Origin of the sequence: Klebsiella sp. 2019SCSN059 (assembly GCF_021739525.1) — a bacterium.
Lineage (GTDB): Bacteria > Pseudomonadota > Gammaproteobacteria > Enterobacterales > Enterobacteriaceae > Klebsiella > Klebsiella quasipneumoniae.
Map to the genome: position 1 here is coordinate 263,091 of NZ_JAKKOM010000004.1, position 22,686 is coordinate 285,776.

The following is a 22,686-nucleotide window of genomic DNA, read 5'->3' on the forward strand; positions in this document are numbered from 1 at the left end:
GAGGTAAGCTCGCAACAAGTGACACTGTCACATTTTTAACGGCGCAGCTCCCCCCCGGCTGGCTATTGTCAGGGGGCATAAACCCTGCTTTGATAGCGTATCGGTTACTCCTGCGCGGGCCTCGGCTCGCCCCGGTAAACCCGAGACGTTTCCGCCTCGCCGGGCAGATGGTCCCGAGGCGCCGGCAGGTTTCTCTTTTTGACTATGCGGTAATGTAATGAAAAAGCTGTTCGTGCAGTTCTACCTTCTGCTCTTCGTCTGCTTTCTGGTGATGACCATGCTGGTGGGTCTGGTCTATAAATTTACCGCTGAACGCGCCGGCCGGCAGTCGCTTGACGATCTGATGAAAAGCTCACTGTATCTGATGCGCAGCGAGCTGCGGGAAATTCCGCCTCGCGACTGGAGCAAAACGCTGAAAGAACTGGACCTTAATCTGTCGTTCGACCTGCACATCGAGCCGATGAGCAAATTCAAATTGTCGGAAAGCTCGATGCAGCACCTGCGCGCCGGGGATATCGTCGCGCTCGACGACCAGTACACCTTTATCCAGCGCATCCCCCGCAGCCACTATGTGTTATCCGTGGGCCCGGTGCCCTATCTCTATTTTCTGCATGAAATGCGTCTCCTGGACGTGGCGCTGATGGCATTTATCGCTATCTCGCTGGCCTTCCCGGTGTTTATCTGGATGCGTCCGCACTGGCAGGACATGCTGCGCATTGAGACCGCCGCCCAGCGCTTTGGCGAAGGCCACCTCAGCGAGCGTATTCATTTTGACAGCATGTCCAGCTTTGAGCGGCTCGGGGTGGCCTTCAACCAGATGGCCGACAACATTAACGCCCTCATTGCCAGTAAAAAGCAGCTGATTGACGGCATCGCCCATGAGCTCAGGACGCCGCTGGTGCGCCTGCGCTACCGTCTGGAGATGAGCGAAAACCTCACCGAGGCGGAATCGCAGGCGCTGAACCGCGATATCGGCCAGCTGGAGGCGCTCATAGAAGAGCTCCTGACCTACGCCCGTCTCGACCGCCCGCAGACGGAGCTCAGCCTGACCACCCCCGATTTCCCCGCCTGGATCAGCGACCACGTCGAGGATATCCAGATGGTCAACCCGCAGCGCGAAGTCGGCCTGGCGACGCTGACCCGCGGCAACTATGGCGCGCTGGATATGCGGTTGATGGAGCGGGTGCTGGATAATCTGGTGAACAACGCCCTGCGCTACAGCGGTCAGCGGGTGGCGGTCAGCCTGACCCTGCAGGGTTCCCGCGCGTCGTTGCAGGTCGACGATGACGGCCCGGGCATTGCCCCCGAGGAGCGCGAGCGGGTGTTCGAACCTTTTGTTCGTCTTGACCCCAGCCGCGATCGGGCGACCGGAGGCTGCGGCCTCGGCCTGGCCATCGTCCACAGTATCGCCCAGGCGATGGGGGGCGACGTTCGCTGCGAGGCCAGTCCACTCGGCGGCGCCCGCTTCTGCTTTAGCTGGCCGGTCTATCATCAGTTGCCCGATTTTACCTCTGCCTGAATAAAACTTGCGCAGAGGCCGCGGGCTGGGTATGCTGCAAAAATCGAATAGTATGTTGTAACTAAGGTGAAGGCGATGGCCAGCTACGACCTCGTTGAACGTCTGAATGATACCTTTCGCCAGATCGAGCTGGAGCTGCAGGCGCTGCGCCAGGCGTTAGCGACCTGCCGGCTGCTGGCGGGCCGGGTGTTTGAGCTGCCGGCGATCAGTAAGGATGCCGAGCACGACCCGCTGGCGAACATTACGGTCGTCCAGCACACCGGCGAGGCGGCGCTGGATCTCGCCCTGCGCCACTACGGCCATCTGTTTATCCAGCAGCAGTCGGAAACCCGCAGCAGCAAAGCCGCCGTCCGCCTGCCGGGCGCTATCTGTCTCCAGGTCACCGCCGCGGAACAGCAGGTGCTGCTGGCGCGCATTCAGCAGATTAACGCCCTGAAGGCCACCTTCGAGAAAATCGTCACTGTCGACGCTGGCCTGCCCCCCACCGCCCGCTTTGAGTGGGTGCATCGCCATCTGCCTGGGTTAATCACCCTCAGCGCCTATCGCACGCTAACGCCCCTCCTCGACCCGAGCACTATCCGCTTCGGCTGGGCCAATAAGCACGTGATCAAAAATCTGACCCGCGACCAGGTGTTGATGATGCTGGAAAAAAGCCTGCAATCGCCGCGGGCGGTGCCGCCCTGGACCCGCGAGCAGTGGCAGAGCAAACTGGAAAGGGAGTATCAGGATATCGCCGCCCTGCCGCAGCGGGCGCGGCTAAAAATCAAACGGCCGGTGAAAGTGCAGCCGATTGCCCGCGTCTGGTATGCCAGCGAGCAGAAACAGGTGCAGTACGCCTGCCCCAGCCCGCTGATCGCCCTGATGTCCGGTAGCCAGGGGGTCAGCGTGCCGGATATTGGCGAATTGCTCAACTACGATGCCGACAACGTGCAATACCGCTACAAACCGGAGGCGCAGGCGCTGAGATTACTGATCCCTCGTCTGCACCTCTGGCTGGCTAGCGAGTAGCCAGGCTGCCGACCATCTGTTCCGGGCGCACCCAGCTATCGAATTCGGCTTCCGTCAGGTAGCCCAGCGCCAGCGCCGAAGCCTTCAGGGTCAGCCCCTCATGGTGCGCTTTTTTGGCGATCTCCGCCGCTTTATCATAGCCGATATGGGTATTCAGCGCGGTCACCAGCATCAGCGACTCGTTGAGCAGCTGGGTGATCCGCTCACGATTCGGCTCAATCCCCACCGCACAGTGCTCGTTAAAGCTCGCCATGCCGTCCGCCAGCAGACGCACCGACTGCAGGAAGTTGTGAATGACCATCGGCCGATAGACGTTGAGCTCAAAGTTACCCGAGGCGCCGCCGATATTCACCGCCACGTCGTTACCCATCACCTGGCAGCAGACCATGGTCAGGGCCTCGCACTGCGTCGGGTTGACCTTACCGGGCATAATCGATGACCCAGGCTCGTTTTCCGGGATGGCGATTTCGCCAATCCCGCAGCGCGGCCCGGAGGCCAGCCAGCGGACATCGTTAGCGATTTTCATCAGCGAGGCCGCCAGACCTTTCAGCGCGCCGTGGGCATGGACCAGGGCATCGACAGTGGCCAGCGCTTCGAATTTATTCGGCGCGGTGACAAACGGCTGTCCGCTGAGCGAGGCCAGCTCGGCCGCCACCCGCACGGCATATTCCGGATGCGTATTCAGCCCGGTCCCCACCGCCGTCCCGCCCAGCGCCAGCTCGGCAAGGTGCGGCTGGCTGGCTTCAAGATGCTTCAGGCTATGGTCCAGCATCGCCACCCAGCCGGAGATTTCCTGGCCTAAGGTGAGCGGCGTGGCGTCCTGCAGATGGGTGCGACCGATCTTCACGATATCCCTGAAGGCCACCGCTTTTTCGTTGAGCGTGGCCCGCAGCGCCTGCAGCGACGGAAGCAATTTTTCCCGCAGGGCGACCAGCGCCGCGACGTGCATGGCGGTGGGGAACACATCGTTCGAGCTCTGGCTTTTATTGACATCGTCATTGGGGTGGATTTTTCGCGCCATCCCCCGCTCACCGCCGAGCAGTTCACTGGCGCGGTTAGCCAGCACCTCGTTCATATTCATATTGCTCTGGGTGCCGGAACCGGTCTGCCAGATAGCCAGCGGGAACTCCTGGGGGTGTTTTCCGGCCAGTACTTCGTCAGCGGCGGCGACGATCGCCCCGGCTTTCTCCGCCGTCAGCAGGCCAAGATCCTGATTGACCTTCGCCGCCGCCCGCTTGGTCAGCGCGAGGGCATATATCAGTTCCCCGGGCATTTTTTCGGTCGAGATGCGGAAATGCTCCAGCGAACGCTGGGTCTGGGCGCCCCAGAGTTTATCGGCCGGGACGTCGATGGCGCCCATCGAGTCTTTTTCACTGCGATGCGTTGTCATTACTTTCTCCTTGGATGAAAAGTGCGTCATAGCGACAAAGCTCACCTGCTTAAAAGAGTAAGTATTGGCCAGATTGATAAGTTGTTTTGGTGGTTCGTGCCGCAAAGCGGCATAAAAAAGCCGCCCCGAAGGACGGCCCGGACGGCTGACAACGTGCCATCTTCAGGAATTGCCCGGCGGCGCTGCGGTTGCGCGGGCCGACAGGGAATGGCATAACCGGTTGATAGTGCTGTTTTCGTAGGCCGGGTAAGGCGAAAGCCGCCACCCGGCAGAAAGCGCGCACGATAACGAAAACAGGTTTGTCATCGGCCAGAGCCGCCCCGAAGGGCGGCCAGGTTTATTTCACGCAGCGGGCGCACTGCGACGTCTGGATCTGCTGGAAGAAGTCGTTGCCTTTATCATCGACGAGGATAAACGCCGGGAAGTCTTCCACTTCGATTTTCCAGATCGCCTCCATCCCCAACTCCGGATACGCCACGCACTCCAGGCTGCGGATGCTCTGCTGAGCCAGTACCGCCGCCGGGCCGCCGATGCTGCCGAGGTAGAAACCGCCGTGCTTGTGGCAGGCGTCGGTGACCTGCTGGCTGCGGTTGCCTTTCGCCAGCATGATCTTACTCGCGCCGTGAGACTGCAGCAGATCGACGTAAGAGTCCATGCGGCCTGCGGTAGTCGGGCCGAGGGAGCCGGAGGCGTAACCGTCCGGCGTCTTGGCCGGGCCGGCGTAGTAGATCGGGTGATCTTTCACGTACTGCGGCAGTTCCTCGCCATTATCGATAAGCTCTTTCAGCTTGGCGTGGGCGATGTCGCGGGCGACGATAATGGTGCCGCTCAGCGACAGACGGGTGGAGACCGGATACTGCGACAGCAGCGCCAGGATCTCGCTCATCGGCTGGTTAAGGTTCACCTTTACCGCTTCGCCTTCGCCGGCCTGGCGCAGATGCTCAGGGATATATTTCCCCGGATTGCTCTCCAGCTTCTCGATCCAGATGCCGTCGCGGTTGATTTTGGCTTTGATGTTGCGGTCGGCGGAACAGGAAACCCCCATCCCTACCGGACAGGAGGCGCCGTGGCGCGGCAGGCGGATCACCCGGATATCGTGGGCGAAGTATTTGCCGCCGAACTGCGCGCCGAGGCCGAGGTTTTGCGCTTCCTGCAGCAGCTCCTGCTCCAGCTGAATGTCGCGGAACGCCTGGCCGTGCTCATTACCTTCGGTCGGCAGACCGTCGTAATATTTGGTGGACGCCAGCTTGACGGTCTTCAGCGTCGCTTCCGCCGAGGTACCGCCGATGACAAAGGCGATGTGGTACGGCGGGCAGGCAGCGGTACCGAGGGTACGCATCTTCTCCACCAGATAGTTTTTCAGCTTCGCCGGGGTGATCAGCGCTTTGGTTTCCTGGTAGAGATAGGTTTTGTTCGCCGAGCCGCCGCCTTTGGCGATACAGAGGAATTTGTACTCATCGCCATCGGTAGCATAGAGGTCGATCTGCGCCGGCAGGTTGGTGCCGGTGTTGACCTCTTTATACATATCCAGCGGGGCGTTCTGCGAATAGCGCAGGTTGTCCTGGATGTAGGTGTTGTATACCCCCTGCGCCAGCGCGGCTTCGTCGCCGCCGCCGGTCCAGACGCGCTGGCCTTTTTTACCCATGATGATGGCGGTGCCGGTGTCCTGGCAGGTAGGCAGAATGCCTTTGGCGGCGATATCGGAGTTGCGCAGGAACTGCAGGGCGACGTATTTGTCGTTTTCGCTGGCTTCCGGGTCGTTAAGGATATCCGCTACCTGCTGCTGATGGGCCGGGCGAAGCATAAAGGAGGCGTCGTGGAAGGCATGTTGCGCCAGAAGGGTCAGCGCCTGAGGGTCAACTTTTAGCACTTCCTGGCCGGCAAATTCGGCGACGGAGACGTAATCACTGCTGAGGAGATAATACTCGGTGTCATCCTTTTTGAGGGGAAAAGGATCCTGGTAAACAAACGGTTTATTCGACATTGTACTCTCACTTACTGCTTTGGCTGATTATGTTTCAGGCAGGGACTCCATGTGCCTGTAGAAAAGCGAGTCGATCAATTTTACACAAATTTTTAACAAAAACTGAGACAGGGACGACTTTTTCTTTCAGCAGTTGCTTCTCCAGCGTTTGCTGGTTTAATAGGGCGATAAATTTTACTTTGATTGAAACAGGGATTGAGAATGCAAAAGCTGATTAACGCCGTGCAGAACTATGCATGGGGAAGCCACACCGCCTTAACTGAACTGTATGGCATCGCCAACCCGGACAACCTGCCGATGGCAGAGCTGTGGATGGGGGCGCATCCGAAGAGCAGCTCGCAGATCCTGGCGGCAGACGGCCAGCCGCGTTCGCTGCGCGAAGTGATTGACGCGGACAAAGCCGCCCTGCTCGGCGACAAAGTGGCGCAGCGCTTCGGTGAACTGCCGTTCCTGTTTAAAGTGCTGTGCGCCGCGCAGCCCCTCTCCATTCAGGTCCATCCTAACAAGCAGGCCTCCGAAGAGGGTTTCGCCCGCGAGAACGCCGCCGGCATCCCCCTCTCCGCCGCCGAACGTAACTACAAAGATCCGAACCACAAGCCGGAGCTGGTCTTCGCCCTGACCCCGTTCCTGGCGATGAACGCGTTTCGCGAGTTCAGCGAGATTGTCAGCCTGCTGCAGCCGGTGGCTAACGCGCACCCGGCGATCGGCGCCTTCCTGCAGCAGCCGGACGCGGCTCGCCTGAGCCAGCTGTTTGCCAGCCTGCTGAATATGCAGGGCGAGGAAAAAGCGCAGGCGCTGCAGGCGCTGCGCGAGGTGCTGGACCGCGAACAGGGCGAACCGTGGCAGACCATCCGCCTGATCGCCGAATTTTATCCCGACGACAGCGGCCTTTTCTCCCCGCTGCTACTGAACGTGGTGAAGCTGAATCCGGGCGAAGCGATGTTCCTGTTTGCCGAAACGCCGCACGCGTATCTGCAGGGGGTGGCGCTGGAGGTGATGGCCAACTCGGATAACGTGCTGCGCGCCGGCCTGACGCCGAAGTACATTGATATCCCTGAGCTGGTGGCCAACGTCAAGTTCGAGGCCAAACCGGCGGGTGAGCTGCTGACCCAGCCGCAGCGGCACGGCGCGGAGCTGGACTTCCCGATCCCGGTGGAAGATTTTGCCTTCTCGCTGCACGATCTCTCCGCCGAAGCCAGCGATCTGGCCCAGGCGAGCGCGGCGATCGTTTTCTGCGTCGACGGCGAAGCCCTGCTGCGCAAAGGCGACCAGAGCCTGACCCTCAAGCCGGGCGAATCGGCCTTTGTGGCCGCCAATGAGTCGCCGGTGCAGGTCAGCGGCCATGGCCGCGTGGCGCGCGTGTTCAATAAGCTCCAGTAAACGACAGACCTTTCAGGTCGCGCTTACTGATTATGACAACTCAGCCAGGCGGTCTCTCCGCCTGGCTTCATTTATGGACAAATGCTATGAAAAAATCGCTGGTCGCAGCAGGAATCATCGTGGCGCTGGGCGTGGTATGGACAGGCGGCGCCTGGTACACCGGCAAACAGCTGGAAGGCCGGATTGCCGATATGGTGCAGCAGGCTAACGCGCAGTTACGCAGCAGCGCGCCGGAGTCAGGTCTGGAGCTGAGCTATCAGGACTACCAGCGCGGGCTGTTCAGCAGCCATCTGCAGCTGGTGGTGAAGCCGATCGCCGGTCAGGCTAACGGCTGGCTGGCCGCCGGGCAGAGCGTGGTGCTTGACGAGGTGGTCGATCACGGCCCCTTCCCGCTGGCCTCGTTAAAAACCTTTAATCTGGCCCCGGCGATGGCCTCGGTCCACACCACGCTGGTGAAAAACGACGCCAGCCAGGCGCTGTTCGAGATAGCCAAAGGCAATACCCCCTTTACTGTCGATACGCGCATCGCCTACAGCGGCGACAGCCAGTCGGCGATCGTCCTCAATGCCCTCGACTACGCCAAAGGGGATGAGAAAGTCACCTTCAGCGGCGGCGAGTTCCAGCTCGACGCCGACCGCGACGGCAAAAACATCAGTCTGAAGGGCCAGGCCGGCAGCGGCCAGATCGATGCTCTCAACGAATATAACCAGAAGGTGCAGCTGCGCTTCGTCAACCTGACCACCGACGGCGCCACCGAGCTGGCCAGCTTCAACGAGCGTATCGGCCAGCAAAAAATGACCCTCGATAAACTGGCCATCAGCGTCGAAGGCAAAGAGCTGGCGCTGGTTGACGGCATGGCGCTGGACGGCGGCTCCACGCTGACCAAGGACGGCAAAGGCGTGAACAGCCAGGTGAACTACACCGTCAACAGCCTGAAGCTGCAGGGTCAGGATATGGGTAGCGGCAAACTGACGCTGAAAGTGGATAACGTCGACGGTCAGGCGTGGCACCAGTTCAGCCAGCAGTACAGCGCGCAGTCTCAGGCGCTGCTGGCGAAACCAGAGCTGGCGCAGAACCCGGAGCTGTACCAGCAGGCGCTTACCGAAACCCTCTTCAATGCGCTGCCGATCCTGCTTAAGGGCAATCCGTCGGTGACTATCTCACCACTGAGCTGGCGCAATGCCAAAGGCGAAAGCAGCCTCAACCTCTCGGTGCTGCTGAAAGATCCGGCCCTGGTGACCGCCCCGCCGCAGACCCTGGCGGACAGCCTGGATCGCGTGGTGCAGTCCCTTGACGGCAAAGTGGTGATCCCGGTGGATATGGCGACGGAGTTTATGACTAAGATCGCCGGTCTGGAAGGCTACCAGCCAGCCGACGCCGCCAAACTCGCCGATCAGCAGGTCAAAGGCCTGGCGGCGATGGGCCAGATGTTCCGCATCACCACCATGGAAGATAACGCCATCAGCAGCAGCCTGCAGTACGCGAACGGCCAGGTGACGCTGAACGGCCAGAAAATGCCGCTGGAGGATTTTGCCGCGATGTTTGGTCTCGAAGCGCCTTCGTTACCGGACAGCGCGCCGCAGGAGGGCCTGCCGCAGCAGGATGACGCCGCGCCTCAGCAGGACGACGCCGCCCCGCAGCCGTAATTTATCGGCTCAGGAGACGGCCAGCGCGCGCCGTCTCCGTCATTTTCTCGTCACCAGCCGCGGGGGCATGATCTGATTTCGCGTCTCGCCCGCGCCCTCCTCCAGCCGCCGCAGCATCGACTCCGCCAGCGTTTTCCCCATCTCGCGCGCCGGGGTGGTGACCCAGGTGAGCGGCAGGTCGTCAAGCGCGGCCTCAGGCACATCGGCGAACGCCGCCAGCGCCACCCGCTGCTCGAAGTAGCTGTCGACGCCATCTTCCCCGCTCTGCCTTCCGGCGCGCAGCAGACCGAACCACGCGCCGGTCGCCACCACATTGTTGTAGCACAGCACCGCGGTGATGGTCGGATTTTGCCCCAGCAGCGCGGTCATCGCCTCCGCCGCCTGCTTCTGGCTCGATTCGCACTCCAGTACCCATTCGCTGTGAAACGGCAGACCGTATTTCAGCAAGGTGGCGCAATAGCCGCCGACTCGCTCGGCGCGGGTCAGCGACGAGCTCTGGCCGCCAAGCCAGGCGATCCGCTGATGGCCGCGGCGGATCAGATGCTCGGTCACCAGCTGCGCCGCCTGCATGTTGTCCGGACGGATCAGGTCGACATCGTCGAGATAGCTGGCGCGGGAAGCGAACACCAGCGGCACACCCGCCTCCGCCGCCCGCTCGCGCAGCTCGCTCCCGCGGTCGATGGCCCCGGCGATGATCACCCCATCCACCCCCTGCGCCGCCAGCGTGTCAAACCGCTGCGCCATCTTCTCGCCGCTGCGCCCTCCCTGGGTGAGAAACACCATTTTCCCCTGCCTCTCCAGGGCATCGGTGAGGCCGGCGGTTAACTCGGCATAGAACGGTTTAGAGAGATCGCTGACGATAAGGCCAATCACCCCGCTCTGTCCGCCGCGCAGCGAGGCGGCCTGACGGTTGCGCACGAATCCCAGCTGCTCGATGGCCTGATTAACCCGCTCGCCGGTGGCGCTGGAGATACGCCCTTTCCCGCTCAGCACCAGCGAAACGGTGCTCACGGAGACGCCGGCGGCCAGCGCCACATCATTGATGGTGATCTTTTTTGCGATAGCCATAGCGTGCCGGCTGACTCCCTTGCCTGTCGATAAAACGTTTTATCATTGTGCGATCTTTATAAACCTTATTATCGCTTGAATATGTGATTTTTATCGCACTAAAAAGTGGTAAAACGTTTTATCTTGCCGTGGCGTTAGTTCTTCCCGACCACTTGAGAATCAGGAACCGCGTTATGACGGCGAAAACCGCACCAAAAATCACCCTGTGGGAATTTTTCCAGCAGCTGGGAAAAACCTTTATGCTGCCCGTGGCGTTGCTCTCGTTTTGCGGGATCATGCTGGGGATCGGCAGCTCGTTAAGCAGTCACGATGTTTTGACCCTGCTGCCGTGGCTGGATATACCGCTGCTGCAGGCCATCTTTATCTGGATGAGCAAAGTCGGCTCCTTTGCCTTCAGCTTCCTGCCGGTGATGTTCTGTATCGCCATCCCGTTGGGGCTGGCGCGGGAGAACAAAGGCGTCGCCGCCTTCGCCGGTTTTGTCGGCTACGCGGTCATGAACCTGGCGGTCAACTTCTGGCTGACGGCGAAAGGCATTCTACCCACCACCGACGCCGCTATTCTCAAGGCCAACAATATCCAGAACATCATCGGCATTCCGTCGATCGATACCGGGATCCTCGGGGCGGTTATCGCCGGGATTATCGTCTGGCTGCTGCATGAGCGCTTCCACAACATTCGCCTGCCGGACGCCCTGGCCTTCTTCGGCGGCACCCGCTTTGTGCCGATCGTCACCACCGTGGTGTTGGGTCTGGTCGGGCTGGCGATCCCGCTGGTGTGGCCGGTCTTCGCTATGGGGATCAACGCCCTCGGAAAGATGATCAACAGCGCCGGCGATTTTGGGCCGATGATCTTTGGCACCGGCGAGCGACTGCTGCTGCCGTTTGGCCTGCACCACATCCTGGTGGCGCTGATCCGCTTCACGGAAGCCGGCGGTACCCTTGACGTCTGCGGCCACAGCGTCAGCGGCGCGCTGACCATCTTCCAGGCGCAGCTAAGCTGCCCGACCACCCACGGCTTCGCCGAAAGCGCCACCCGCTTCCTGTCGCAGGGTAAGATGCCGGCCTTCCTCGGCGGCCTGCCGGGCGCCGCGCTGGCGATGTACCACTGCGCCCGCCCGGAAAACCGGCATAAAATTAAAGGCCTGCTGATCTCCGGGGTGATCGCCTGCGTGGTGGGCGGCACCACCGAGCCGCTGGAGTTCCTGTTCCTGTTCGTGGCGCCGGTGCTGTATGTCATCCACGCCCTGCTGACCGGTCTCGGCTTTACCCTCATGGCGGTGCTCGGCGTCACCATCGGCAACACCGACGGCAATATCATCGACTTCGTGGTGTTTGGCATCCTGCATGGTCTGGCGACCAAGTGGTACCTGGTGCCGGTGGTGGCGGCAATCTGGTTTGCGGCCTACTATGCCATCTTCCGCTTCGCCATCACCCGCTTCAATCTGAAAACGCCGGGCCGCGATATCGACACCGCCGCCAGCGTGGAGAAAGCGGTCGCTGGCACCATTGGTAAATCCGGGTATAACGTGCCGGCGATTCTGGCGGCCCTCGGCGGCGCCGACAACATTGTCTCGCTGGATAACTGCATTACCCGTCTGCGTCTGTCGGTACACGATATGAGCAAAGTGGACGCCGCCGCGCTGAAAGCCCATCGCGCCATTGGGGTGGTTCAGCTCAACCAGCATAATCTGCAGGTGGTTATTGGCCCGCAGGTGCAGTCGGTAAAAGATGAGATGGCCACGCTGATGAATACCGTTCAGGCCTGATCCCACCGGTCCCCTTCCGGCACGGAGGGGGACCCTCGCTAAGGAAGTTCCGATGTTTGATTTTTCCACCCCCATCGACCGCCACGGCACCTGGTGCACGCAGTGGGACTATGTCGCTGACCGGTTTGGCGTCCCCGACCTGTTGCCGTTCACCATCTCCGATATGGATTTCGCCACCGCGCCCTGCATTCTCGACGCCGTCAGTCGGCGGCTGGCCCACGGCGTGTTCGGCTACAGCCGCTGGCAGAACGAGGCGTTTCTCGGGGCGATTGCCCACTGGTACGCCAGCCGCTTTCACAGCGTCATCGATCCGCAAACGGTGGTCTACGGACCGTCGGTTATCTATATGGTGGCGGAAACCATCCGTCAGTGGTCGCAAGAAGGCGACGGCGTCGTCGTGCATACTCCCGCCTACGATGCGTTCTATAACACCATCACCGCTAACCGCCGACAGATTGCCCCGGTGCCATTGACCCTGACGAACAATCAGTGGCACTGCGATATGGCGCGCCTGGAAGCGGCGCTGGCGGAGCCGAAGAATACCCTGCTGCTGCTGTGCAGCCCGCACAATCCAACGGGGAAAGTGTGGCGCCGCAAGGAGCTCGAGACCATGGCGGCCCTGTGCCAAAAGCATGGCGTGAGGGTGATTAGCGATGAAATTCATATGGACATGACCTGGGGCGACCACCGTCATATCCCGTGGAGCGAGGTGGCTCGGGGGCCGTGGGCGCTGTTCACCTCCGGGTCGAAGAGCTTCAATATCCCGGCCTTTACCGGAGCCTATGGCTTTATCCCGGAGGCAAACTGCCGCGACAGCTATCTGCAGGCGCTGAAAGCGCGCGACGGGCTCTCGTCGCCCTCGGTCCCTGCGCTGGTGGCTCATGTCGCCGCCTACCGCGACGGGGCGCCCTGGCTCGACGCTCTGCGCGACTACCTGCAGGAGAACCTGCGCTATGTGGCTGATACGCTCAATCGCGCCTTTCCCGCGCTGCGCTGGCAGCCGCCGGAGGCCACCTACCTGGCGTGGATCGACCTCCGCCCCCTCAACATTGACGACCGCGCGCTGCAACAGGCGCTGATCGCCGGGCAGAAGGTGGCGATTATGCCGGGGTATACCTATGGTCCCGAAGGCAATGGCTTTCTGCGCCTCAATGTCGGCTGTTCACGCGAGAAGCTGGAGCGCGGTGTCGCAGGGCTGATAGCCGCCCTGCGCAGCCTTATCTGATGCGCCGGCAAAGTGAATTATCTGGTTGTCAAACCCTATCCTGCCTGCCAGATGGCTGGCAGGATGATCGAGGCTTTTCCCCTGGCGCAGGCAAACCCTGTAGCGGCCATGAATGACTCTCGCGCCCGGCTGATGTCGGCATTATTAAAATAATTTTGATATTCCTCAAAACTTTTTTAGGCAGGAAGCGGTATTAATTTGGCCGCTTAATCATTGCTTACACTGGTTTATTGAGGAGGAGAGCATGAAAACCTATGACCGTAATCGTAACGCTATTGCCACCGGCAGTATGGTCATGATCGCCGGTAACGGTACGACGGGCGTGATTAAAGCGATCCATGGCGAGGGGAAAACCGCCGAGCAGCTGCGTCGGGCGGACTGCGTGGAAATCGACGGCTGCGAGGGCCGCTTCTGTCCGTTAGATCTGATCCGTCTCGGTTTCCATTAATCCCTGCCGCCAGGGCAACATGAGCAGGCCACCCAGGGTGGCCTCTCCTTTACCGGCCTGATACAGGCGCTTAGCGAAAGCTCCACTGAATACTCATCACAAAGATCGCCGGGAGAATAATCCCGCCCTCGACGCCGAAATAATCGGTAAAGTTATACTGCAGACCATGATAGATATAGGGCGAAAAACCGACGCCGGTGATTTTTTTGGCGGTGCGGTAGGTGCCTGAATCGCCGCAGTGGCTAAAAGCGTCAAAGAAAAATTCTCCGGTATAGGCATACACCCCTTTCAGCAGCCAGCCGGTGTCGTTTTTCAGCCAGTCGCGGCGCACGCCGAGGGTCAGACAGCGATCGTCGAAGCTGTTTTTCATGGTGCCGACCAGCGCGCTGTATTTTGAATCCGCTGAAAACTTGCGCTCCACCGAGAAAAAGTTGTTGTTGAAATGCTCGTTATATTGTCCGTGGTTGCCGGTCATGTGATAAACATAGGAGCCGGTATTCATCGAATAGAGATTTAATTCCCCGGCCTGCGCCGACGGCATGGCAACCAACAGCAGCCCGGATAACACAACCCATAATTTATTCAACATTCAGTAACCTACGCCACACCCGTAAAAAAGAACCCGGCATACTATCACCGCTAAGCTAAACCAAAGGGCAATCAGATAAACCGGCGCTCGTCGCGGCAGGCAAACATGACGCTATATGCACTATAGCAGTCGCCCTCTCGCCTGGTGAGCGCCAGCGGCTATACTGCAGACACATTCATCTCATCGATTAAGGACTGCTGTGTTAGCCACTCTCCTCGTTGCGCTGGTCGCTATTATTCATCTCGCCATCCTGGTGCTGGAGATGTTTTTCTGGGAAGCGCCCGCCGGGCGCCGGGCCTTTAACCTCAGCGCCGATTTCGCCCGGGAAACCCGGGTGCTGGCGGCCAACCAGGGGTTGTATAACGGTTTCCTGGCCGCCGGCCTGGCGTGGGGACTGTGGCTGGGGGAGTCCGGCAAGCCGGTGGTGATCTTTTTCCTCGCCTGCGTGCTGGCCGCCGGGGTATTCGGCGCGCTGACCGCCAGCCGCAAAATTCTCTATATTCAGGCGCTGCCCGCGCTGCTGGCGCTGCTTGCTGTGCTGACGCAGGGGTAGGGCCTTGATCTAAAACAGAGAAAGCTGGCGGTAAGGCGGATACTATGTGCCCCCTTCGGTCGGTCATCGACCTTTAATACCTTCTGAGTTCAGAGGCATTTTTATGACATGGCAATCCTTCAAACAGGCCTGGCTTATCCGGTTCTGGTCCCCCGTCCCGGCGGTCATCGCCGCGGGCATTCTCTCAACCTACTATTTTGGCATCACCGGCACCTTCTGGGCGGTGACCGGCGAATTTACCCGCTGGGGTGGCCAGCTGCTGCAGCTGCTGGGGGTCCACAGCGAACAGTGGGGCTATTATCAGCTGATCCATCTCGACGGGACGCCGCTGACCCGCATCGACGGCAGGATGATCATCGGTATGTTCGGCGGCTGCCTGGCCGCGGCGCTGTGGGCCAATAACGTCAAATTGCGCTTGCCACGCAGCCGGATCCGCATTGTGCAGGCCGTAGCCGGGGGTATCATCGCCGGGTTCGGCGCGCGGCTGGCGATGGGCTGCAACCTGGCGGCCTTTTTCACCGGCATTCCGCAGTTCTCCCTGCACGCCTGGCTGTTTGCCATCGCCACCGCCATCGGCTCCTGGTTTGGCGCTCGCTTCACCCTGCTGCCTCTTTTTCGCATACCGGTAAAAATGCAAAAGGTATCCGCTGCTTCGCCGTTAACCCAAAAACCACAGCAGGCGCGCCGCCGTTTCCGCCTGGGCATGGTGATCTTTTTCGCCATGATCGGCTGGGGCCTGCTCACCGCCGCAGACCACCCTGCGCTCGGCCTGGCGATGCTGTTCGGCATCGGCTTCGGTCTGCTTATCGAGCGCGCGCAGATCTGCTTCACCTCCGCCTTTCGCGATATGTGGATCACCGGCCGGACGGTGATGGCGAAGGCGATAATCTTCGGCATGGCGGCGAGCGCCATCGGCATCTTCAGCTATGTGCAACTGGGGATGGCGCCGAAAATCATGTGGGCCGGTCCCAACGCGGCGATTGGCGGGCTGCTGTTTGGCTTTGGCATCGTGCTGGCCGGCGGCTGTGAAACCGGCTGGATGTACCGGGCGGTGGAAGGCCAGGTTCACTACTGGTGGGTGGGGCTGGGCAACGTTATCGGCTCCACGCTGCTCGCCTGGTGCTGGGACGATATCGCCGCCCCGCTCGCCACCCACTGGCAAAAGGTCAACCTGCTGAACGCTTTTGGTCCCTTCGGCGGACTGCTGGCGACCTATCTGCTGCTGCTGATCGCCCTGCTGCTGGTGATCGCCTGGGAGAGACATTTTTTCCGCCGCCAGTCGGCAGCGGTCCGGACCGCGAAGGAGAGCGCATGAAGAACATCATCCCTGATTATCGCCTGGACATGGTCGGCGAGCCCTGCCCCTATCCGGCGGTCGCCACCCTGGAGGCGATGCCCTCCCTGCAAAAAGGCGAGATCCTCGAAGTGATTAGCGACTGTCCGCAGTCGATCAATAACATTCCGCTTGATGCCAGGAACCATGGCTATACGGTGCTGGATATTCAGCAGGATGGCCCGACCATTCGCTATCTGATCCAGAAGTAACCCCGTTTCCCCGCCGGCGACCTTCATCGCCGGCATGGGTTTCCCCGTCTCCCGTCACGCCATTTCCTCACCACCAGAGGGGCCGTGCAGGCAAACGATTGCAATACATTGTAACACTTGAAACGATGTTCCAGTTATCCAATAACCCTTAATATAACGCGCCTATATTATTAAAATACGAATAAGTAACTTCGTGAATGGTTTCTGCCGCTACCGGCCAAAGCCGCACACCGCAACACAATAAGGATAGAAATGGAACTGCTGGCCAGGCTGGGTCATTTTTTTGAGCAAGTGCGTGCAGATGCCGATTTTGCCACCTTCGCCAGTGAACTGCGTCGGCATCAGGTCTCGTGTTATATCTACTTTGTCTCTACCGGCAATATGAATTTTGTGATGGCCAACGACGAGGTGATCACGATAAAAAGCGCCCGCGGCCTGCTGCGCGTGCGCAACGCCCCCAGCCATCGGCTGACCTCGGCCGCGGTCATCCGCCATTTTGCCGGCGCCATCAACTTTGAACAGTACTGCAGGGATCTCGCCAGCGCCGGGGTGTTTAAGTGGAGCGTCGACCTGGACGAGGAGACTCGCCACTACTGGTCGAAGGAAAACAGGCTGCTGTACAAAGAGAGCCTGATTCCCCCCTGAGCGGGTCCCAGGGGGAAGCCTGGCCTGAGGGGTCAGCCCTTAATCGCGGGTCTGCACCCAAAAGGCGTGGATCAGGCCTGGAATATAGCCCAGCAGAGTCAGAATAATGTTGAGAATAAACGCCCAGCCGAAACCTTTCCCCAGCAGTACTCCCAGCGGCGGCAGAATGATAGTAAAAACGATTCTCCAGAATCCCATAAGCTCTCCCTTTATCTAACGGCAATATTTTACTAAGTTATTCAATAGTTAAGCATAGACGCTTTTCACCGCTTCGCCAGCAGGCGGCCCCCTCATCTCCGGTAACAAAAATTATTCCCTGCCGTCACGGATAAAAAAGCCCGCCAAAACATCCACTTTTCTGGCTCATGCTGCGGGCCCGGCAGCGAACCGCACAGATTGTCAGTTGACCTGGCTGCGAGTCAGGACTAAGCCTGGAGGAGTTTTATCACATCGAGTCGTTTTACCAACCGGAGAATATCCATGAGTAAACTTGGGATTAATGGATTTGGTCGTATCGGACGTCTGGTGTTACGCCGTTTATTAGAAGTCGACAGCAGCCTCGAGGTGGTGGCTATCAACGACCTCACCTCGCCAAAAGTACTGGCCTACCTGCTAAAGCATGATTCAAACTACGGCCCCTTCCCGTGGAGCGTCGACTTCACGGAAGATGCGCTGATCGTCAACGGTAAGACCATCACCGTGTATGCCGAAAAAGAGGCGCAGCATATTCCGTGGCAGGCGGCGGGCGCGGAAGTGATTGTGGAGTGTACCGGGTTCTACACCTCGGCAGAGAAATCGCAGGCCCATCTTCAGGCCGGCGCGCGCAAGGTGCTGATTTCCGCCCCCGCCGGCGAGATAAAAACCATCGTCTATAACGTCAACGATGACACCCTGACGCCGGATGACACCATCATCTCCGTCGCCTCCTGCACCACCAACTGCCTGGCGCCGATGGCCAAAGTCCTGCAGGATGCCTTCGGCATCACCGTAGGCACCATGACCACTATCCACGCCTATACCGGCACCCAGTCGCTGGTGGACGGGCCGCGCGGTAAAGATCTGCGCGCCTCCAGGGCGGCGGCGGAAAATGTCATCCCGCACACTACCGGCGCGGCCAAGGCTATCGGCCTGGTGATCCCCGCCCTGAGCGGGAAGCTGAAAGGCCATGCCCAGCGCGTACCGACCAAAACCGGCTCAGTGACGGAGCTAGTGTCGGTGCTGGAGAAAAAAGTGACCGCGGATGAGGTCAATCAGGCGATGAAGCAGGCGGCAGAGGGCAATGAATCCTTTGGCTACACCGAAGAAGAGATTGTCTCTTCCGATATCATCGGCAGCCATTTCGGTTCAATCTACGATGCCACCCAGCTGGAGATTGTGGAGGCCGGCGGCGTACAGCTGGTGAAAACCGTCGCCTGGTACGATAACGAATACGGCTTTGTCACCCAGCTGATCCGCGTGCTGGAGAAATTTGCCCGCTAAGTGAACGGCGGACAGCCTGCGCTGCCCGCCGATTCTGCATTGAGCGCCTCAGGCCTGCAGATAGACCACCTGAGTCTGCAGGTACTCATTCAGGCCATGGCGGCCATCTGCGCCGCCGATCCCCGATTTACGCCAGCCCGCGTGGAATCCCTGCATCGCCTCAAAGTTCTCGCGGTTGATATAGGTTTCGCCGAATTTCAGCCCCTTAATCGCCTTCATCGCCACATTAAGATCGCGGGTGTAGATCGAAGAGGTCAGGCCATAATCGCTGTCATTGGCCATCGCCAGCGCTTCATCGAGCGTCGAAAACGCCACCACCGGCAGCACCGGCCCGAAGGTTTCCTCATGGATAATATCCATCTCCTGACGCACATCCAGCAGCAGGGTCGGCGGATAAAAATAGCCTTTCCCCTCCTGCGGCTGACCGCCCAGCGCGACCCGCGCCCCCTGCGCCACCGCCTTTGCCACTTTGCGCGCCACCTGATCCCGCGCGGCGGCGTTAATCAGCGGCCCCATGGCGATGTCATCGCGCGCCGCCGGGTCGCCAAACTGCACAGCCTTCATCGCCTCGCCGAGGCGGTTGACGAAGCGGTCGTAAATCCCCTGCTGAACATAGACCCGCTCGACGCAGTTGCACACCTGCCCGGTATTGATCACCCGCGAGTCCACCACCGCCTTCACCGCCAGCTCCAGATCCGCATCGTCCATGACGATGGCCGGCGCTTTGCCGCCGAGCTCGAGGCACACTTTGGTGATATTTTTCGCCGCGGCGGCCATGATTTTCTCCCCCGCCGCTACGCTGCCGGTCATGCTGACCATCGCCACCTTTGGATTGCCGGCCAGCTCCTGGCCGACGGTTTCCCCACGGCCGAGCACCAGGTTAAAGACCCCTTTCGGCAGCCCAACCTGGTGGACGATCTCGGCGAAAGCGATGGCGTTGTTGGGCGTGAATTCGCTGGGCTTAATGACGATAGTGTTGCCGGTGATCAGCGCCGGCGCCAGCTTGCGGGCGATAAGAAAGAACGGGAAGTTCCACGGCAGGATCCCGGTGGTCACCCCCAGCGCGCGTTTGAAGACGAGGATATTCTCCCCGGGACGGTCGCTCTGCACGATCTCCCCTTCATACCGCCGCGCCCATTCGGCCATGTAGTCGAGATAGTCGGCGGTAAACGCAACCTCCACCGCCGCCAGCTGCTGGATCTTGCCCCCTTCAGCGACGATCAGCCCGGCGATGTCGTCGGCACGCTGACGAATGCCGGCGGCAATTTTGCGCAGCCAGCCCGCGCGCTCAATGGCCGGCAGCGCCTCCCAGGCCGGCTGGGCGCGCTCTGCGGCGTCAATCGCCAGCCGCGCCTCTTCCGCGGTCCCGTCCGGGATCCGCGACAGCAGCGCTTCAGTCGCCGGGTTAAGCACGTCGATCCAGCCGTCGCCGCGACCGGTAACGAACTGGCCATCAATATACATTGGGTGTTGAACGGGTGCTGTCATGGCTGCTCCTGTGGTGCATTTGTATTTAACAAGTGATTTTTTTGTTAAATATCGGGCGGATAAGCCGTGGATTTGCAGCACGTTGGCGCATTTCTGTGAGCTGATTCATAAAACCGGGCCTAAAATGGCCGGTTGAGGTTACATTTCAATAACACAAATTGCCCGTTTGCGATAAATCTGCCGCAAACGGGCATTTTTCAGCCGAGGAGGCGGGCCTGCAGCGCCCCGGCAAGCCGGTCATCCTCCCGCAGCTGTCGCCAGGCGTCGAGGATCGCCGGCGGGAAGGTCACGTGGCTGATAAAGTCTTTCCCCCGCGGACCGTACCCTTCAGGGGAATCCTGCAGGCGCGGCAACTCGCCCAGCAGCAGCGCGAGGTAGCGGGTCACCGGCCACAGCCCCGCCCCGCCGCCCGCGAACCCCAGCTGGCCGTCGGTCTGCTCCAGCACCGGCGAGCAGCCGGGAAAGCTCAGCCACTGCGGCGGCGTCGTCGCCCCCTGCCAGACGCGGGCGAAGGTGGCCATCGTCCGCCGCTGCATGGTGGGGTCCTGAATGACGATCCCGCGACGATGGGGGATCCCCCGGCTCTCCAGCATTGTGCGGGTAAAGCGCGCGTTTTCCCCGCAGTTGGTCGACCGATCCTCCACCACCAGCCGCGGGCGAGGAATGTGCCAGAAGTCATGCGCAATATCCGCCAGAATATGCGCCTCCGGGCGGCCCTCCACCGCGAGGGAACGGTAGCGGGGATCCTCGCGCACCGCCTCATACAGAAAACCGGTGGAGTGTCCTATGCCGCCGCTGATCAGCAGCGGAACCTCCTGCTCCTTCGCCAGCCGGCAGGCGGCGTCGATGGTGGGGATCACGGCATTGCCAGCCAGCACCACCACATCCACTGCCGGCGGCGGGGTCAGCGTCGCCAGATCGTTCTGCGCCAGCCAGCCGCCAGTCAGGTTAGCCGCCGCCAGCGTCGTCGCCGACAGCGGGGGAAATTGTTCTGCCATTCTGATCTCCTTAATCACCTCTCAGCCGCGCAGAGAGGATAGTCCGGCCATCATAAACGCCGCCTGCCGGGGCGCAAAGCGACGTTGATTTGTAACCATTTTGAAATAACAAGAAACATCTAAAAACACGCAGGTTGCACCTGAATAACTGACCATGAAAATAACAAAAAACAGCAAAAACAGGTGGAAAATAAAAATTTACCTTGCGGTTATACCAGACAAAAGCGCGTTTTCTCGCCCGCGTTGCCGAGGGATAACTTGCCAATTGTAACCATCAACTCTAAGTTGCTTAACAATTACACAACCTTTTTTCACATCAGGTTGCACCCTGCACGCACAGAGTGACACCTGACCTTTTACCGTGGCGGGAGAACGTTTCGTAATGAGCAATCCAGAAAGCAACACTGCATCCATTCTGCAGAAAAACAAGAAGGTCCTGATCGCGAGCCTGACCGGCAGCGCCATCGAATGGTTCGATTATTTTCTCTATGGCACTGCCGCCGCGCTGGTGTTTAACAAAATCTTCTTTCCGATGGTCGACCCGGTCATCGGCCTGATCCTCTCCTGGCTCTCCTTTTCGCTCACCTTTTTTATCCGCCCCATCGGCGGGGTCATTTTCGCCCACATCGGCGATCGCATCGGTCGCAAGAAGACGCTGGTGCTGACCCTGTCGCTAATGGGCAGCGCCACGGTGGCCATTGGCCTGCTGCCCACCTACGAAATGGTAGGCCTGTGGGCGCCCGCCCTGCTGATTATCCTGCGCATTATTCAGGGCATGGGTATCGGCGGCGAATGGGGAGGCGCGCTGCTGCTGGCCTACGAATACGCCCCGGAAAAGCGGAAAGGCTTTTTCGGCAGTATTCCTCAGGCCGGCGTGACCATCGGCATGCTGATGGCGACCTTTATCGTCTCGCTGATGACCCTGTTCGATGAGGCGCAGTTTCTTGCCTGGGGCTGGCGCATTCCGTTCCTGCTCAGCTCCGTCCTCGTTTTCCTCGGCCTGTGGATCCGCAAAGATATCGACGAAACGCCCGCCTTTAAGCAGGTGAAACAGTCTGGCCAGGTGGCGAAGGCTCCGCTGCGCGTGACGCTCAAACACCACTGGCGGGAGGTGCTGATCGCCGCGGGTCTGAAAGTGGTGGAGACCGCCCCCTTCTATATCTTCTCTACCTTTGTGGTCAGCTACGCCACTACCACCCTGAGCTATCAGAAGTCGCAGGCGCTGGAATCCGTCACCCTCGGCGCGCTGGTGGCCACCGTGATGATCCCGCTGATGGGGCTGCTGTCCGACAAGGTGGGCCGGCAAAAGATGTACACCCTGAGCGTGGTGCTGCTGGGGCTGTTTATCGTTCCGTGGTTCCTGCTGCTCGACACCGGCACCAGCTGGGGCATTATGCTGGCGACGATCGTTGCCTTCGGCATCCTGTGGGCGCCGGTGACCGCGGTGCTGGGTACCCTGTGCTCAGAGATTTTCAGCGCCAATGTGCGCTACACCGGGATCACCCTGGGTTACCAGCTGGGCGCCGCGCTGGCCGGGGGCACCGCGCCGCTTATCGCCACCGGTCTGCTGGCGAAATACGATGGTGACTGGCGACCGGTGGCCGTCTACCTGGGCGTTACGGTGGCGATTTCGCTGCTGGCGATATTCTGCGCCAGCCGGATGAAATCCGTCCCTGGCGCGGCGCGCCCCCGGGCGGAAAGCGCCTAACCGCAGCCGGTCCGGGTCGACCATCCTGCCCGGCGGCGCTGCGCTTGCGCGGGCCTACAGGGAGATCGCGCCACGTGGGAAACCGCTCATCCCAGGCTCAGTAAGACAGTAGGCCCGGTAAGGCGCCAGCCGCCACCGGGCAGTAAAGCTGCTGCGAAGCCGACTATCCCGCCCGGCGGCGCTGCGCTTGCGCGGGCCTACAGGGAGATCGCGCCACGTGGGAAACCGCTCATCCCAGGCTCAGTAA

21 protein-coding genes are annotated in these 22,686 nt (G+C 60.3%); 14 read left to right on the forward strand and 7 right to left on the reverse strand.

The window, feature by feature from the left end:
* Nucleotides 1–217 precede the first annotated feature (217 nt).
* The gene (gene rstB / locus L2I46_RS07625; protein ID WP_032452694.1) at nucleotides 218–1,519 is read left to right on the forward strand and encodes a two-component system sensor histidine kinase RstB; all 1,302 of its coding nucleotides are present in this window, start codon (nucleotides 218–220) and stop codon (nucleotides 1,517–1,519) included.
* Between the two features lie 75 nt (nucleotides 1,520–1,594).
* Nucleotides 1,595–2,527 (forward strand): DNA replication terminus site-binding protein, encoded by a 933-nt coding sequence (gene tus, locus L2I46_RS07630; protein WP_032452693.1) that lies wholly within the window; start codon nucleotides 1,595–1,597, stop codon nucleotides 2,525–2,527.
* Here tus and fumC read toward each other — a convergent pair.
* Nucleotides 2,517–3,917, reverse strand: a complete 1,401-nt coding sequence (gene fumC / locus L2I46_RS07635) for a class II fumarate hydratase (RefSeq protein WP_023289496.1) — start codon at nucleotides 3,915–3,917, stop codon at nucleotides 2,517–2,519. The genes tus and fumC overlap by 11 nt on opposite strands.
* Before the next feature lie 337 nt (nucleotides 3,918–4,254).
* The gene (fumA, locus tag L2I46_RS07640) at nucleotides 4,255–5,901 is read right to left on the reverse strand and encodes a class I fumarate hydratase FumA (RefSeq protein WP_085550812.1); all 1,647 of its coding nucleotides are present in this window, start codon (nucleotides 5,899–5,901) and stop codon (nucleotides 4,255–4,257) included.
* Nucleotides 5,902–6,102: 201 nt separating this feature from the next.
* On the opposite strand from fumA, the gene manA reads away from it, so the two are divergent.
* Nucleotides 6,103–7,281, forward strand: a complete 1,179-nt coding sequence (manA, locus tag L2I46_RS07645) for a mannose-6-phosphate isomerase (protein WP_023289494.1) — start codon at nucleotides 6,103–6,105, stop codon at nucleotides 7,279–7,281.
* Between the two features lie 86 nt (nucleotides 7,282–7,367).
* The gene (locus L2I46_RS07650; protein WP_236947703.1) at nucleotides 7,368–8,927 is read left to right on the forward strand and encodes a YdgA family protein; all 1,560 of its coding nucleotides are present in this window, start codon (nucleotides 7,368–7,370) and stop codon (nucleotides 8,925–8,927) included.
* A gap of 39 nt (nucleotides 8,928–8,966) precedes the next feature.
* Here L2I46_RS07650 and L2I46_RS07655 read toward each other — a convergent pair whose 3' ends face one another.
* A complete protein-coding gene (locus tag L2I46_RS07655; protein ID WP_048334909.1) occupies nucleotides 8,967–9,995 on the reverse strand; it encodes a Mal regulon transcriptional regulator MalI in 1,029 nt (342 codons plus the stop codon).
* Nucleotides 9,996–10,168: 173 nt separating this feature from the next.
* Between L2I46_RS07655 and malX the strand changes: the two genes are divergently transcribed.
* From malX to ydfZ, 3 genes are all read left to right on the forward strand, one after another.
* A complete protein-coding gene (gene malX / locus L2I46_RS07660) occupies nucleotides 10,169–11,761 on the forward strand; it encodes a maltose/glucose-specific PTS transporter subunit IIBC (protein ID WP_065805671.1) in 1,593 nt (530 codons plus the stop codon).
* Between the two features lie 52 nt (nucleotides 11,762–11,813).
* Nucleotides 11,814–12,986 (forward strand): MalY/PatB family protein, encoded by a 1,173-nt coding sequence (locus tag L2I46_RS07665; protein ID WP_065805673.1) that lies wholly within the window; start codon nucleotides 11,814–11,816, stop codon nucleotides 12,984–12,986.
* A 244-nt stretch (nucleotides 12,987–13,230) separates the two neighbouring features.
* Nucleotides 13,231–13,434 (forward strand): putative selenium delivery protein YdfZ, encoded by a 204-nt coding sequence (gene ydfZ / locus L2I46_RS07670; protein ID WP_004151566.1) that lies wholly within the window; start codon nucleotides 13,231–13,233, stop codon nucleotides 13,432–13,434.
* A 70-nt stretch (nucleotides 13,435–13,504) separates the two neighbouring features.
* On the opposite strand, the gene L2I46_RS07675 is transcribed toward ydfZ, so the two are convergent.
* Nucleotides 13,505–13,984, reverse strand: a complete 480-nt coding sequence (locus L2I46_RS07675) for a hypothetical protein (protein ID WP_162823501.1) — start codon at nucleotides 13,982–13,984, stop codon at nucleotides 13,505–13,507.
* 238 nt (nucleotides 13,985–14,222) lie between these two features.
* Between L2I46_RS07675 and L2I46_RS07680 the strand changes: the two genes are divergently transcribed.
* From L2I46_RS07680 to L2I46_RS07695, 4 genes are all read left to right on the forward strand, one after another.
* Nucleotides 14,223–14,576: a DUF1304 domain-containing protein gene (locus tag L2I46_RS07680; protein ID WP_065805677.1), complete on the forward strand. Its 354-nt coding sequence runs from the start codon at nucleotides 14,223–14,225 to the stop codon at nucleotides 14,574–14,576.
* A 103-nt stretch (nucleotides 14,577–14,679) separates the two neighbouring features.
* Complete coding sequence (gene yedE, locus L2I46_RS07685) at nucleotides 14,680–15,891, forward strand: selenium metabolism membrane protein YedE/FdhT (protein WP_023289489.1); 1,212 nt, start codon at nucleotides 14,680–14,682, stop codon at nucleotides 15,889–15,891.
* Entirely contained in the window at nucleotides 15,888–16,121 is a 234-nt protein-coding gene (yedF, locus tag L2I46_RS07690) for a sulfurtransferase-like selenium metabolism protein YedF (RefSeq protein WP_004204092.1), read from the forward strand. The genes yedE and yedF overlap by 4 nt, the downstream gene beginning before the upstream one ends.
* 252 nt (nucleotides 16,122–16,373) lie before the next feature.
* The gene (locus L2I46_RS07695; RefSeq protein WP_236947705.1) at nucleotides 16,374–16,766 is read left to right on the forward strand and encodes a DUF1398 domain-containing protein; all 393 of its coding nucleotides are present in this window, start codon (nucleotides 16,374–16,376) and stop codon (nucleotides 16,764–16,766) included.
* Between the two features lie 39 nt (nucleotides 16,767–16,805).
* Here the strand turns inward: L2I46_RS07695 and L2I46_RS07700 are convergent, their stop codons facing one another.
* The gene (locus L2I46_RS07700; RefSeq protein ID WP_002903230.1) at nucleotides 16,806–16,964 is read right to left on the reverse strand and encodes a YqaE/Pmp3 family membrane protein; all 159 of its coding nucleotides are present in this window, start codon (nucleotides 16,962–16,964) and stop codon (nucleotides 16,806–16,808) included.
* Between the two features lie 282 nt (nucleotides 16,965–17,246).
* Between L2I46_RS07700 and gap the strand changes: the two genes are divergently transcribed.
* Nucleotides 17,247–18,245, forward strand: a complete 999-nt coding sequence (gap, locus tag L2I46_RS07705; RefSeq protein ID WP_236947707.1) for a type I glyceraldehyde-3-phosphate dehydrogenase — start codon at nucleotides 17,247–17,249, stop codon at nucleotides 18,243–18,245.
* 48 nt (nucleotides 18,246–18,293) lie between these two features.
* Here gap and aldA read toward each other — a convergent pair whose 3' ends face one another.
* Nucleotides 18,294–19,733: an aldehyde dehydrogenase gene (aldA, locus tag L2I46_RS07710; protein WP_023289487.1), complete on the reverse strand. Its 1,440-nt coding sequence runs from the start codon at nucleotides 19,731–19,733 to the stop codon at nucleotides 18,294–18,296.
* Here aldA and L2I46_RS07715 point away from each other — a divergent pair.
* A complete protein-coding gene (locus tag L2I46_RS07715) occupies nucleotides 19,732–19,869 on the forward strand; it encodes a hypothetical protein (protein WP_032452681.1) in 138 nt (45 codons plus the stop codon). The genes aldA and L2I46_RS07715 overlap by 2 nt on opposite strands.
* Nucleotides 19,870–19,930: 61 nt before the next feature.
* On the opposite strand, the gene L2I46_RS07720 is transcribed toward L2I46_RS07715, so the two are convergent.
* Nucleotides 19,931–20,731 (reverse strand): YdcF family protein, encoded by an 801-nt coding sequence (locus L2I46_RS07720; RefSeq protein WP_102004086.1) that lies wholly within the window; start codon nucleotides 20,729–20,731, stop codon nucleotides 19,931–19,933.
* 382 nt (nucleotides 20,732–21,113) lie between these two features.
* On the opposite strand from L2I46_RS07720, the gene L2I46_RS07725 reads away from it, so the two are divergent.
* Entirely contained in the window at nucleotides 21,114–22,439 is a 1,326-nt protein-coding gene (locus L2I46_RS07725; RefSeq protein WP_236947709.1) for an MFS transporter, read from the forward strand.
* Nucleotides 22,440–22,686 lie beyond the last annotated feature (247 nt).

Coding starts and splice junctions, on each gene's coding strand:
- rstB (WP_032452694.1), top strand. CDS start 218: ATGAAAAAGCTGTTCGTGCAGTTCTACCTTCTGCTCTTCGTCTGCTTT.
- tus (WP_032452693.1), top strand. CDS start 1,595: ATGGCCAGCTACGACCTCGTTGAACGTCTGAATGATACCTTTCGCCAG.
- fumC (WP_023289496.1), bottom strand. CDS start 3,917: ATGACAACGCATCGCAGTGAAAAAGACTCGATGGGCGCCATCGACGTC.
- fumA (WP_085550812.1), bottom strand. CDS start 5,901: ATGTCGAATAAACCGTTTGTTTACCAGGATCCTTTTCCCCTCAAAAAG.
- manA (WP_023289494.1), top strand. CDS start 6,103: ATGCAAAAGCTGATTAACGCCGTGCAGAACTATGCATGGGGAAGCCAC.
- L2I46_RS07650 (WP_236947703.1), top strand. CDS start 7,368: ATGAAAAAATCGCTGGTCGCAGCAGGAATCATCGTGGCGCTGGGCGTG.
- L2I46_RS07655 (WP_048334909.1), bottom strand. CDS start 9,995: ATGGCTATCGCAAAAAAGATCACCATCAATGATGTGGCGCTGGCCGCC.
- malX (WP_065805671.1), top strand. CDS start 10,169: ATGACGGCGAAAACCGCACCAAAAATCACCCTGTGGGAATTTTTCCAG.
- L2I46_RS07665 (WP_065805673.1), top strand. CDS start 11,814: ATGTTTGATTTTTCCACCCCCATCGACCGCCACGGCACCTGGTGCACG.
- ydfZ (WP_004151566.1), top strand. CDS start 13,231: ATGAAAACCTATGACCGTAATCGTAACGCTATTGCCACCGGCAGTATG.
- yedE (WP_023289489.1), top strand. CDS start 14,680: ATGACATGGCAATCCTTCAAACAGGCCTGGCTTATCCGGTTCTGGTCC.
- yedF (WP_004204092.1), top strand. CDS start 15,888: ATGAAGAACATCATCCCTGATTATCGCCTGGACATGGTCGGCGAGCCC.
- L2I46_RS07695 (WP_236947705.1), top strand. CDS start 16,374: ATGGAACTGCTGGCCAGGCTGGGTCATTTTTTTGAGCAAGTGCGTGCA.
- L2I46_RS07700 (WP_002903230.1), bottom strand. CDS start 16,964: ATGGGATTCTGGAGAATCGTTTTTACTATCATTCTGCCGCCGCTGGGA.
- gap (WP_236947707.1), top strand. CDS start 17,247: ATGAGTAAACTTGGGATTAATGGATTTGGTCGTATCGGACGTCTGGTG.
- L2I46_RS07715 (WP_032452681.1), top strand. CDS start 19,732: ATGGCTGCTCCTGTGGTGCATTTGTATTTAACAAGTGATTTTTTTGTT.
- aldA (WP_023289487.1), bottom strand. CDS start 19,733: ATGACAGCACCCGTTCAACACCCAATGTATATTGATGGCCAGTTCGTT.
- L2I46_RS07720 (WP_102004086.1), bottom strand. CDS start 20,731: ATGGCAGAACAATTTCCCCCGCTGTCGGCGACGACGCTGGCGGCGGCT.
- L2I46_RS07725 (WP_236947709.1), top strand. CDS start 21,114: ATGAGCAATCCAGAAAGCAACACTGCATCCATTCTGCAGAAAAACAAG.